The sequence below is a fragment of the Winogradskyella echinorum genome, assembly GCF_014297365.1.
GTDB lineage: Bacteria > Bacteroidota > Bacteroidia > Flavobacteriales > Flavobacteriaceae > Winogradskyella > Winogradskyella echinorum.
This window is the reverse complement of record NZ_JACOQD010000002.1, coordinates 139,039-151,072: the sequence shown is the minus strand read 5'-3', so window position 1 is coordinate 151,072 and position 12,034 is coordinate 139,039. Positions and strand designations below refer to the sequence as shown.

General features: G+C 32.8%; 12 protein-coding genes. 5 read left to right on the top strand and 7 right to left on the bottom strand.

All coding sequences use genetic code 11. The features are described 5' to 3' along the window. Positions 1-502: 502 nt before the first annotated feature. Positions 503-1,240, bottom strand: coding sequence for a hypothetical protein (locus H8K90_RS07850; protein WP_186845414.1), 738 nt, complete (start codon positions 1,238-1,240; stop codon positions 503-505). Positions 1,241-1,425: 185 nt separating this feature from the next. Between H8K90_RS07850 and H8K90_RS07845 the strand changes: the two genes are divergently transcribed. Together H8K90_RS07845 and H8K90_RS07840 are read left to right on the top strand one after the other, a co-directional pair. Beyond that, entirely contained in the window at positions 1,426-1,734 is a 309-nt protein-coding gene (locus H8K90_RS07845) for an HPF/RaiA family ribosome-associated protein (RefSeq protein WP_186845413.1), read from the top strand. 2 nt (positions 1,735-1,736) lie between these two features. Then, positions 1,737-2,123 (top strand): hypothetical protein, encoded by a 387-nt coding sequence (locus tag H8K90_RS07840; RefSeq protein ID WP_186845412.1) that lies wholly within the window; start codon positions 1,737-1,739, stop codon positions 2,121-2,123. Between the two features lie 86 nt (positions 2,124-2,209). On the opposite strand, the gene H8K90_RS07835 is transcribed toward H8K90_RS07840, so the two are convergent. Then, a complete protein-coding gene (locus tag H8K90_RS07835; protein WP_186845411.1) occupies positions 2,210-2,401 on the bottom strand; it encodes a cold-shock protein in 192 nt (63 codons plus the stop codon). Between the two features lie 368 nt (positions 2,402-2,769). On the opposite strand from H8K90_RS07835, the gene H8K90_RS07830 reads away from it, so the two are divergent. Beyond that, the gene (locus H8K90_RS07830; RefSeq protein ID WP_186845410.1) at positions 2,770-3,033 is read left to right on the top strand and encodes a hypothetical protein; all 264 of its coding nucleotides are present in this window, start codon (positions 2,770-2,772) and stop codon (positions 3,031-3,033) included. Positions 3,034-3,168: 135 nt separating this feature from the next. Here H8K90_RS07830 and lpxD read toward each other — a convergent pair whose 3' ends face one another. The 5 genes from lpxD to H8K90_RS07805 all read right to left on the bottom strand — a co-directional run bounded on the left by lpxD (position 3,169) and on the right by H8K90_RS07805 (position 8,625). After that, positions 3,169-4,158 (bottom strand): UDP-3-O-(3-hydroxymyristoyl)glucosamine N-acyltransferase, encoded by a 990-nt coding sequence (gene lpxD, locus H8K90_RS07825; protein ID WP_186845409.1) that lies wholly within the window; start codon positions 4,156-4,158, stop codon positions 3,169-3,171. A 490-nt stretch (positions 4,159-4,648) separates the two neighbouring features. Then, complete coding sequence (locus tag H8K90_RS07820) at positions 4,649-5,767, bottom strand: DEAD/DEAH box helicase (protein WP_186845408.1); 1,119 nt, start codon at positions 5,765-5,767, stop codon at positions 4,649-4,651. A 106-nt stretch (positions 5,768-5,873) separates the two neighbouring features. After that, positions 5,874-6,476 carry a DUF4251 domain-containing protein gene (locus H8K90_RS07815; RefSeq protein WP_186845407.1) on the bottom strand — a complete coding sequence of 201 codons (603 nt, stop codon included), beginning with the start codon at positions 6,474-6,476 and terminating at the stop codon, positions 5,874-5,876. 69 nt (positions 6,477-6,545) lie between these two features. Beyond that, the gene (locus H8K90_RS07810; protein ID WP_186845406.1) at positions 6,546-8,099 is read right to left on the bottom strand and encodes a DEAD/DEAH box helicase; all 1,554 of its coding nucleotides are present in this window, start codon (positions 8,097-8,099) and stop codon (positions 6,546-6,548) included. Between the two features lie 106 nt (positions 8,100-8,205). Next, positions 8,206-8,625 (bottom strand): PepSY-like domain-containing protein, encoded by a 420-nt coding sequence (locus tag H8K90_RS07805; RefSeq protein WP_186845405.1) that lies wholly within the window; start codon positions 8,623-8,625, stop codon positions 8,206-8,208. 177 nt (positions 8,626-8,802) lie between these two features. On the opposite strand from H8K90_RS07805, the gene H8K90_RS07800 reads away from it, so the two are divergent. Further along, entirely contained in the window at positions 8,803-9,741 is a 939-nt protein-coding gene (locus H8K90_RS07800) for a peptidoglycan DD-metalloendopeptidase family protein (RefSeq protein ID WP_186845404.1), read from the top strand. A gap of 60 nt (positions 9,742-9,801) precedes the next feature. Further along, entirely contained in the window at positions 9,802-12,030 is a 2,229-nt protein-coding gene (locus H8K90_RS07795; RefSeq protein WP_186845403.1) for a type IA DNA topoisomerase, read from the top strand. Positions 12,031-12,034 lie beyond the last annotated feature (4 nt).

The following is a 12,034-nucleotide window of genomic DNA, read 5'->3' as shown; positions in this document are numbered from 1 at the left end:
AAGACAAAAGATATTAGAAACTTAAAAAAAGACTATTTGGAATTCTACATATAACAAGTGCATAGAATTTTGTTTTTTTCAAAATTTATGCTCTTGTGGCAATCCACGAGAATCGTCTAAAATTTTTTATCACGTACATTTTGTCGTTTACGCGATTTTTAATAGAACTAAAAAGTTAGCTTTTATTGTGCGGCTGGCAAGCGTTGGATAATTGTGTACAAAATAAATTGCCAGAGCAATTTGATTTTATAAAGCAATCGAGTGTTTGACAGCGGACATTTGACATAACGGCAAATTATAGGACATGTGCTTTTTTAACGCTGCGAAGCAAACCGTTTCTAGTTTAATGCCCAAGTACTGCACACTAAAACCAATAATACTAAAGCCTCTGGGATATTTTACATAATATCATTATAGTTGACTAATGGTATACTTTCATTAAATAACCAACAACAGCATTTGTCCTATAATTTATATTATGTAAAATACTTATAATAGAAACCTATGCTTCCTCTTGTTCTCGCAAAGCATTTAATTCTTTCAATTGAGTACTTAGTTGTTCTTCAAACGATTCTAATAAACCATCATAAGCATTGAGATATAAAAATTTCATGTGTACCACACGGTTTCTGTAATCGTCTGAGCCAAAATATTTATATTCATCTACTGTAAATTTAGCGTTAAAGCTTACTAATTTTTCGTACCAACTAAAATTATCTTTAATATATCTAAGATTTGAGATTAACTCATCAGTGATTATTTTTTCCATTGGCTTTAGTGTACTTTCCATGGATTTATAATACTGTTCAATTTCTAATAGTTTTTGTGAAAGTTCGCTATTATTACTTGTTGCATTTTCTAATGCAGATGACATTATAGGATTTATTGGCGCAAACTGTACACTAATGGTAACTAAAAAAGGTGCTTGCGTTACAACTTTTAACCGTTCTTCATCTGTTTTATCCTTCTTTAAGTACAAGTCATAAATTTTGAGATCTTCAGAAATTATGCTGCGTGTTTCGTTTATAATTTCTATATCAGATTCTAGTTTTTGCTTTATTTGCAAGGCCATTTTATTAGTGTTTTCTTCGGCTTTACGCACTTCTGTATTTTTATTAATACTTACAGCTATTAAAATACCAATTACCACTAAAACAATTTCGCCTATAGCATATAATACATAATTCTTAAGGCGCTTCCCTTCTATCATTTTTTGTCTTATACCATTAAATAATTTCATGCCCTTAAAATACAACAATTTATAAAAATTCTACATATATATAAGCTAGGTATAATGATAGTCTTACCTATTCTTAAACTCAATTTTAATGATACGATGTAGTTAAGATCTCTACCATATGAGTTAAAGGGATTAAAGCTATCCCTTTAAATTTGTAGCATACAAACCCATTAAAATATATTAACATGAAAGATTATAATATTATTTTCGAATATCACGACGTATCTGCAAGTGAAAGCTTAGAATCTTTTACTAAAGAGAAGTTAAATGCCATATTCACAAAATTCGATTTTGTAATTCGTGCAGACGTTTTCTTTAAATCTGAAAACACTTCCGAAAATACAGGAAAAATATGTGGTATTCGATTAAGCGCACCTGGTCCTCGCCTATTTGCAGAAACTTCTAGTTATAACTTTCAGGACGCGGTTACCGAAACAGTTAGAGATCTAACGTCACAATTAAAGAGACGTAAAGAAATGATGAAAACTTATTAATTATGGGAGTATTTAGCGATGATGATAGACAGATTACATGTGTTTATAACAGTAAATCTAATAAAGACAAGCAAACATTAGCTTATTTAACGGCATCAGAAAAGCGTTTATTAAGTTTAGACATTTCAAAGGAAGAAATAACAGGCACACAATGGGCAGAACTAGCTGTGCGCCTCGATAAAAAGCTTTGTAACCTTATAGATAAAGAACAAATTGATGGTGATATAACTAATTTTAGCGATTCTGATTGTATTACCATATTACGTGAGAATCCTTCTGCATTAAAAGGAGCGATAGTGTTTACTGAACACATAGCAAAACTTATCTTAAATCCTTCAAAGGTATTAGAATTTATAGATGCTGATACCAATAAAATTTCTAAACCATAAGCAAAAATATAATAATAGCCCTATTAATAAAAAAAGCCCATTACATTGTAATGGGCTTCCATAATCTAGGTTAAGCAATATATATCTTAAATAACTTTTACGTTTACTGCGTTTAATCCTTTTTTGCCTTCTGTAAGATCGTATTCAACGTTATCGCCTTCGCGAATGTCATCTACCAATCCAGACATATGGACAAAATGATCTGTGTTTGAACCTTCTTCTGTAATAAAGCCGAAGCCCTTGTCATTGTTGAAGAATTTTACTGTTCCTGTACTCATTGTATTATATTTAATTTATTAATAATACATAATGGTATTCAACAAGTATGCCAAGAATTTTTTAACGCAAATCATCGACTTTTAAAACCAAAACAAACACATTATCGGAGAAAACTATCACAATAACAAACAAGTTTGATGTCAAATGGTTTAGCCAATAACTTCGTTAGTAGATTCCCCTCAATCTATCATACTAAATGAATTTTAATATTGTTGAAGGTAAATTTGAATTATATTTTCTTTAAATGAGATAGAAAATATAAGTATAGCATTAGCTACAGTTCTATTTTATATTGAAATAGAAAGGAAATAGAAACGAATTTAACCAATCAAATTGAAGTTTATTTAGTATTAAAAACCAAATTATTATGGAAACAAAATTTTCGTTATTTAACCAGATTAATAGTTTATGTTACTGGTTATTAGTATCAAGTGATTACAGATCTTCCGTTAATTTAGATGCAGAAAATGACACCTATAGTGTTTGTATTACCCATTGTGGTGTTGAGCTTTATTCTAACATTATACGTGGATTTAGTAAAAGGGACGAAAACTTTTTAGAGCACGAACTAGACGGTATGGTGGCTGGTTTGTTGCATTTAAAAGAAAATGTAACCCAAAAATCGGCTTAGATTTAAATAAAATATTCTGTCAGTTCGAGTGAATTTGCCAAAGCAAATTTGTATCGAGAACCATTTTTAATTTAAAGACTTCTCGATACAAAATTCCAGAAAAAGGAATTTCACTCAAAGTGACCTATTAGTGTTTTATCGCGCTAATTTTCGTAACGCAACCCATTGTTTTAGCATTTCCCTAGAGTCTACTGCAGGATAACCCAATACGGTTTTTCCGGCTGGTACATCGTTCATAACTCCAGAACCTGCTCCTACCGTTGCACCAGAATGAATTGTGGTATGGTCTTTTATAGAAGCACTACCGCCAATCATAACACCATCTCCTAAGGTTACAGAACCTGCGAGTCCTGAGCTTCCTGCCATAATACAAGAACGTCCTAATACACAATTGTGTGCAATTTGCACTAGATTGTCAATTTTACAACCGTCACCTAATATGGTAGAACTAAATTTACCACGATCTACACATGAGTTGGCACCTATTTCTACTCCGTTTCCAATGACGACATTGCCAATATGTGGAATTTTAACTAGTCCTCTGCCATCATCGCTTGGACGATACCCAAAGCCATCTGCTCCAATACTGACGTTATTATGAAAAATACAATGGCTTCCAATTTCAGAACGTTCTCTAATGATGGTTCCAGACCAAGCTGTAGTATAATCTCCAATGGTAGTATCATCTAAAACCGTCACATTTGGGTAAAGTGTTACATTATCACCTAAAACAACATTTTTACCAATGTAGCAACCTGCTCCAACTCTACTCCCCTTACCTATTTTAGCGGTTTTATCTATAACCGCTGTTGGATGAATTTCTGTTTCAAAATAGGGTGCTTCTGGTGTAAACGCTTCTAATAATTTGGCCATAGCCAAATCTGCATTTTTTACTTTTATAAGCACTCTATTGTCTCCTGGTTCTAAATCAATGGTATCATTAACAATCGCTAATGCCGCATTAGAATCTGCCCAATGTTTAGCGTATTTTCGATTTCCGATAAATGTAGCTTGTGTATTATTTGCCTTTTGAATTTGTTCTAATCCAGAGATTTTATGAGTAGTTTCTCCTACAATTTCTCCGTTTATAATAGCATTTATCTCTTGTATTGTTAATGATTTCATTGGTGTGATATATTCAGTTAATTAATTAGACACCCAAGATAATACTATTATATGAAAGAAGAGAACTCCATAGCATTATGCTGAACTTGTTTCAACATCTATTTAATCGTATGTGAGATGCTGAAATGAATTCAGCATGACAAACTATAAACCTTCAACAACTAAAAATGATTTTAGAGTGAATATAAGAAGTTATATATGCAAGAAATATGATTTTGAAAATGCAAATAACTCAACAGTGTAGTACTGAGCTTGTTTCAGCATCTATTTATTGGTAAGTAAGATGCTGAAATGAATTCAGCATGACAAACCATAAACTTTCAACAGTTTAATAGATTTTAGAGCGAATATAAGTAGTTATATATGCAAGAAATATGATTTTGAAAATGAAAATAACTCAACAGTGTGGTGCCGAGCTTGTTTCAGTATCTATTTATTGGTAAGTAAGATGCTGAATTGAATTCAGCATAACAAATCATAAACAACAGATTTACATGGTAATTTCTCTAAATGTAATTCCTAAAGCGGTTTGTACTTCAATTACCTTTTGCATTTCTCCAGGAATTATTAGCGCAATAGATTGTCCTGTTTTACCAGCTCTTGCAGTTCGTCCACTTCTGTGCGTATAATAATCTAATTGTTCTGGTAATTGATGGTGTAATACAAAAGCGAGGTTATTAACGTCGATGCCTCTTGCTGAAACATCTGTAGATACTAAGACTTGCAAACTTTCATTTTTAAAAGCACGCATTACTTTGTCTCGTTCTTTTTGTTGCATATCTCCTTCGAGTGCTCCAACTGCAAAACCTTCGTTTTGTAATTGCTGTGCTAAGGTTTTTGTACCTGCTTTAGTTCTACAGAAAATAATACCCCTTTCGTCTTGGCGTTTATCTAAAATTCGGATAATCATATTCAGCTTATCCTTTATATTGGTTTGAATATAATGATGTGAGATATTTTCGTTAACCAAGGCATTTTTATTCACAGTTATTCTCACCGCATCTGGCGACATATAACTTTTAATCATGCTTTTGATGTCATCTGGCATGGTAGCAGAAAACAACCAAGTGTTTCTTTTTTTGGTATTGTATTTTAAGATTTTTGTCAGATCTTCTTTAAAACCCATACTTAACATTTCGTCTGCTTCATCTAACACTAAAATTTTTACATTAGAGATATCCACTGCTCCACGCTCTATTAGATCTAGCAAACGTCCAGGCGTAGCGACCACAATATGTGTTGTTCTTGTTAAAGCCTTAATTTGCCTGTCCATTTTTTCACCACCATACACACCTTCTGCAAAAATTTTACCGTCAATGTACTTTGTAAATCTAAACAGTTGCTTTTGTATTTGCTGCACCAACTCTCGCGTTGGTGCTATGATAAGCGCTTGTACTTCAGAATTGTTTTGATCTATAGCATGTAGCACAGGTAAACCAAAAGCGGCCGTTTTACCAGTACCAGTTTGTGCTAAACCTATTAAATCTGTTTTAGATTCTAATAAAATAGGAATTACAGTAGCCTGTATTTCTGTAGGATTAACAATGTTAAGCTCTTTTAAAGCCTTTATATAGGATTTGTGAATCCCTAATTCTGAAAATGATGTCATGATATAAAATTATGATGCAAAGGTAATTTGTCCTTCTAATAAACAATAGAATTAATGGTAAAATGTGGTTTGAATTAATAAGAATCTGTAAATGTTCTATATTATCTTATTCTAATTGGGGTTTTACAGGTAAAAGACGTCCTGAATAGCGCATAAAAGTCCTGAAAGTAGACGTCACCTTTACTTCTACGCGTTTACTTGGAAATATTACAATGTTAACATCATAAGTTTCGGATGATTGTTGTTTTTCATTGGTTTTAAAATTAATCTCAAGTTTCCTTTTTTCTTTATTTATGGTTTTCTCGAAGTTTTTAGGAATGCCTTCAAAATGTATTCCACCATCAGAACTACCATAGCGCCCAGCACTTAAACGCCTTTCACCAAAAAATGATAAATCACCTATTACAGAATCATTTTGAATAATTACAGAATTACCATCTCCTCTTACATCAATTCTGTTAGCAGAATTACCAGTATTTTGGAGCAATAGAGCATTAACAACTTGGGTAGTTGCTGCTGTAGTAAATGGATATGCTACTTCTATATCTATATGGTAAGCATCATTCTCCATAAGTGCCTCTAGTTGACTGATGTCAGCAACATATGCACTATCGTTGAGATTAGCCTTCGATTTACAATTAAATAAGAGACAAAAAACACCTAAAAGGATGAGTAGTTTAATTCTCTGGTATATGTGTGCTTTAATCATAGTATTCTAAATATACTATCTAAAGATTAAAATAACAACCACATTAACAGTCTTTTAAAGTTTAATAAATTAGTCTTCTGGTGGAAATCCGTGAATTTCCTCAAATTTTTCATCAAAATTTGTACGCAAATAAGAATTTAGCTTCTTTTTGTAATCGTCCTTTAACCATTTTAAAAAGTTATGGGTGCTCTTACTTATACATTTAGCGTAGATTTCAATACGCTGATTAATATCATCTTTAAGTAGCTTAGCTAAAGCCAAAGCATCATAGACATCTTCACTGTTTTCAATACATATTTTAGCATGTTGCTCTATGGAGCGCTCCAAAACTACTTTTGAAGATTCACCTTTATCAACAGCATCTTTGTAGGTTTGTCTAATATCAAAATAAGTGTCTTCAGACTTAGAAAATTCACCTTTTATCTCATCGTCTAATTCGTGCTTAAAATTGGCTTCAATAGATTCGTCACTCTTAATTCTATCTGCATACCAATTTGGAGATTTAAATATCAGTTGCCAATCTAAATTATCTCCCCAAGGCCCAAATCTGTATAGGTTATTTCCTAAATCAATAATCGTGAATTTAGATTTATTGTTAAGAATACGCGATCCACGACCAACCATTTGGTAATATAACGTTAAGGATTTTGTTGCTCTGTTTAAGATAATAGTATCAATTGTAGGCTCATCAAAACCAGTGGTTAAAATACTCACCGAAGTTAAAATAGCATCTGGCGTTTCATGAAACCATTCTAATATTTGTTTACGCTGTTTTTTCGTTGCTGTATTATCTAGGTGCATAATTGGCAAACCTGCTTCTCTAAAGGCATAATACACACTTATAGAAGTGTTAATACCATTATTAAAAATTAGCGCCTTCTTACCGAGCGAATGTTTTTTATAAGCATCTACAGTTTTTTGCAACATAGCAGGACTACTGTATAAATCTTCTGAAGACTTCACCGTATAATCACCATTAGAACCAACTTCTAGAGAGGTTAATCCCATATCGTAAGCATAGGTTTCGGCTCGAGCTAAAAATTCGTTTTCAATAAGGTTTTCAATAGTTTCACCAGTGATTAATTCTTGGTAATTATCCTTCATTGGTAGTTCTTTGTTAGAACTTAAAGGTGTTGCTGTAACACCAAGAATAAAGGACTTTTCAAAAAACTTAAATAATTTGGTGAATGAGTTATAGTGCGCTTCATCAATAATAACTAAACCAACATCAGAGATATCGAGTTTATTATCATTCAATCTATTATTCAAGGTTTCAACCATTGCTACAAAACAAGAGTAATCTGCTTGGTCATCTAAATTGGCTTTACTATTCACCACTTTATTCGTTACTCCGAAACTTGTTAACATTTTAGAAGTCTGATTACAAAGCTCTACTCTATGCGTCATTACCAAAACTTTCTTATCGTGATTTTTTAAGTATTGACGCACCATTTCAGAAAAAATCACTGTTTTTCCACCACCAGTTGGTAATTGATATAATAAGTGATAATCGTCTGGAGCGTTATCAAATTTTTCAAAAATCTTATTGATGGCACCTTGTTGATAATCGTATAATTCTTTATCAGTTTTCTTTTCTTGAAGTGCTTGATTTGTTTGAGACATAAATTTTATTTCGAAGTATTGAATAGAATTGCAAATTTACAATACTTTATAGCATAAAAAAAGCATCAATGGGTATTGATGCTTTTTGTGATTTTAATTATTGCTATTAACCTATTATTGTGCCATCTGCTTTAAACTCTACGTCCTTATTTTTTCCTTTTTGTTTAAACTCTACATCGTAAAATACTCCTTTAGAGGCACTATCCACCTTTTCTATTTCTGAAATATCTTCACTTCCATATTTATCCTTAATAACATCTTTTATTGCCTTAGGCAAGTCCTTTTTCTTAATACTAGTTTCAGTTTCTACCCAAGAACCATCAGCATTAAAGTCTGCTCTGTACTTAATACCATCTATTTTAAAATGAGCTTCAAAATACCCATGATCGTCCTGATGCCAATCTGGATCGTTTTCACCAGGATATTTTGCCTGAAATGTTTTCTTTACTGCATCTGGAGCTTGCGCTTTTGATTCAGAACCACAAGCAAAAATTAAAAATAACCCTACAACTAAAATCTTTTTCATAATATGTTTTGTTTAATACTGCTAAATTAATAGATAAGCATCGACTAGATGTGCTTAATCGATGTGAATAATGATGCATTTCATAATGAGCTGTTTATAAGTATTTTACACAAGTAAACAACACATTATTTTTTATTATATATTTACAATTGAAAATGCTATTATATTAATCCCTCTATGAAATACATTATTTTATGTATTGTCTTAATAGGCAGTGCTTCCCTCAATTTTATTTTTGCACAGGAAGATTCGCTTTCATATTCACTAAAAATAAAACTACCTAAAACGAGCTTATTTCATAATGAAACTATTATTGAAGAAGTAGAAATACCTGTTGTAAGTTCAACAGATTCAGTACCAGTTATAGATATTAAATCAGAACATTGGGATACAACAGTTTACAACCCTTACCGAAATACGTTAGTGCAGTTTCCATTACAATTAAAGTTTACAGATAGTGTATATGCGTCTCCTGTTGCTCATAAAAAAGTAATTACATCGCGCTATGGTTGGCGAAGAGGACGACCACATCAAGGTATTGATATAGATTTGGTAACTGGCGATAGTGTAGTATCTATATTAGACGGAGTTGTAAGATTTGCCAGATATAGTAGTGGCCATGGAAAAACAGTTGTAGTGCGTCATTTTAACGGATTAGAAACTACGTATGCACACTTATCGCATATTGCTGTAAAAGCTAATGACACTATTTCTAAAGGTGGATATATAGGAAAAGGTGGTAATACAGGAAGATCTTCCGGAAGTCATTTGCACCTGGTGGCAAGTTATAAAGGTGAATACATTCATCCTGAATATCTTTTCGATTTTTCTGAAGCCAATACCATTAGAGCTCAAGAACTATGGGTAACACACGAGTGGACACGTGCACGTTTTCATAACTCGAGACGTGTGAGTAAAGTGAGTGTTTTAACTACCAAAGAAGCAGCATTAGCAAGTTTAGTCAAACAAAAAAAGGTCTATGTCGTTAAAAAAGGAGATACACTCTATGGTATTTCTAGACGCAACAATCTCTCTATCTCTAAAATTTGCGATGTTAATTCTATTAAGAAAACAGCACCTTTAAAAATCGGTCAGAAATTAGTTCTAGAACTCTAGAGAAATCGCTTCAAAAAACTATAAATTTCTTTATTTTGCACTTTCAAAATATAAAACAATTTGAAAGTCTGTATTGCCGAAAAACCTAGTGTTGCCAGAGAAATTGCCTCTGTGCTTGGTGCCACCACAAAACGTGATGGTTACTATGAAGGCAATGGATATGCAGTAACCTACACCTTCGGACATCTTTGCACCTTATTTGAACCCGCAGATTATAAACCGTATTGGAAAAGCTGGGATTTAAATAATTTACCTATGCTACCTGAAAAATTTCAGGTAAAAGTGTCAAATAATGATGGTATTAAAAAGCAATTCAAAATTGTAAAAAGTCTTTTTGATAAAGCAGAGGTTGTTATAAACTGCGGTGATGCTGGCCAAGAAGGTGAATTGATACAACGTTGGGTAATCAATGAAGCGAAGTATAAAGGTAAAGTACAACGTCTCTGGATTTCCTCTTTAACCACAGAAGCTATAAAAGAAGGATTTAACAATTTAAAGCCTTCGGAAAATTATGATAATCTTTATTACGCTGGCTTTTCTAGATCTATTGGAGATTGGCTTTTAGGTATTAATGCCACCCGATTATATACTGTAAAACATGGCGGTTATAAACAGGTTTTATCTGTTGGAAGAGTTCAAACTCCTACGCTTGCGATGCTTGTTAATCGTTACAAAGAAATTGAAAACTTTGTGCCACAACCTTATTGGGAATTACAAACCATGTACAGAGATACTTTATTTAGTTATGAAGAAGGACGTTTCTTAAAAATGGAAGATGGTGAAGTTTTAGCCAATAAAGTTAAGGAGCACGAGTTTGAAATTGATTCTATCACCAAAAAGAAAGGTACCGAATATGCACCAAAACTTTTTGACCTTACAGGTTTGCAGGTTTATTGCAATACTAAGTTTGGATTTTCGGCAGATGACACCTTAAAAATAGCTCAAAAACTATATGAAAAAAAGGCTGTTACTTATCCAAGAGTGGACACTACTTTTTTACCAAATGACGTGTATCCAAAAGTAAAAGGCATTTTATCTAAATTAACTGATTACTCGAATCTTACAACACCTTTGTTAAATAAAAAAATAAAGAAGTCAGCAAAGGTATTTAACGATAAAAAAGTAACAGATCATCATGCAATTATTCCAACCGGAATGCAAACGCATCTGCAATACAATGAGCAACAAGTTTATGATATTATTGTGAAGCGTTTTATAGCCGTTTTTTATGATGATTGTAAAGTTTCTAATACAACCGTTATTGGAAAAGCAGCTGATGTAAATTTTAAGACAACTGGTAAAGAAATTTTGTCCAAAGGTTGGCGTGTTGTATTTGAGTCAGACACCTCTAAGAACAAAGGTGAATCTATCTTACCGACCTTTACAAAAGGTGAAAAAGGGCTTCATGAACCTTCATTTTTAGAAAAGCAGACCAAACCACCAAAACAATACACAGAAGCTTCTCTACTACGTGCCATGGAAACTGCTGGAAAGCATGTGGATGATGACGAACTACGAGATTTAATGAAAGAGAATGGTATTGGTCGTCCATCTACACGTGCAAACATCATAGAAACACTTTTTAGACGTAAATACATAAAACGAAACAAAAAGCAGATTTTACCAACAGTAACTGGTATTCAACTTATAGATACTATACAAAACGAATTATTAAAGTCTGCCGAGCTTACAGGTACCTGGGAAAAGCAACTCAAGGACATAGAAAAAGGCAAAATAAGTGCTAATGCGTTTATATCTGGAATGAAACGTATGGTGGATGCTTTAGTCTATGAAGTACGAAGTGAAAAAGTTGAAACCCGCATTTCTGCTGTAAACAATAAACCAGTTTCGAACTCGAAAACGAAAGCGAAGTCGAAGTCTAAAGCAGAAACACTGGTTGGAGCTTCGTGTCCTAAATGCAAAGCCGGACAGCTTTTAAAAGGAAAATCGGCTTACGGCTGTAATTTGTATGGAAAGTCTTGCGATTTTACGCTACCGTTGAATTATGGAGGTAAAAAGATTTCCGAAAATCAGTATTTGAGATTATTGAGTAAAGGCTCAACAGTCAACTTAAAAGGCTTTAAAGTAGATGGAAAATCCATTGATGGCTTATTGCGTTTTGATGATGGTTTTAAGCTAAAACTAGAACCAAAGCAGACTAAGTCAAAAACTGTAAAAGCTGGTGATGCTTGCCCTAAGTGCAAAACAGGCAAAATTTTAAAAGGCAAAGCTGCCTTTGGATGTAGTAATTATAAGAGTGGTTGTGACTATCGCATGAAATTTAATTAATTAA

Bases quoted from the DNA above. Each gene is read 5' to 3' on its own strand.
- H8K90_RS07850 (WP_186845414.1), bottom strand. From the start codon at position 1,240: ATGAAATTATTTAATGGTATAAGACAAAAAATGATAGAAGGGAAGCGC.
- H8K90_RS07845 (WP_186845413.1), top strand. From the start codon at position 1,426: ATGAAAGATTATAATATTATTTTCGAATATCACGACGTATCTGCAAGT.
- H8K90_RS07840 (WP_186845412.1), top strand. From the start codon at position 1,737: ATGGGAGTATTTAGCGATGATGATAGACAGATTACATGTGTTTATAAC.
- H8K90_RS07835 (WP_186845411.1), bottom strand. From the start codon at position 2,401: ATGAGTACAGGAACAGTAAAATTCTTCAACAATGACAAGGGCTTCGGC.
- H8K90_RS07830 (WP_186845410.1), top strand. From the start codon at position 2,770: ATGGAAACAAAATTTTCGTTATTTAACCAGATTAATAGTTTATGTTAC.
- lpxD (WP_186845409.1), bottom strand. From the start codon at position 4,158: ATGAAATCATTAACAATACAAGAGATAAATGCTATTATAAACGGAGAA.
- H8K90_RS07820 (WP_186845408.1), bottom strand. From the start codon at position 5,767: ATGACATCATTTTCAGAATTAGGGATTCACAAATCCTATATAAAGGCT.
- H8K90_RS07815 (WP_186845407.1), bottom strand. From the start codon at position 6,476: ATGATTAAAGCACACATATACCAGAGAATTAAACTACTCATCCTTTTA.
- H8K90_RS07810 (WP_186845406.1), bottom strand. From the start codon at position 8,099: ATGTCTCAAACAAATCAAGCACTTCAAGAAAAGAAAACTGATAAAGAA.
- H8K90_RS07805 (WP_186845405.1), bottom strand. From the start codon at position 8,625: ATGAAAAAGATTTTAGTTGTAGGGTTATTTTTAATTTTTGCTTGTGGT.
- H8K90_RS07800 (WP_186845404.1), top strand. From the start codon at position 8,803: ATGAAATACATTATTTTATGTATTGTCTTAATAGGCAGTGCTTCCCTC.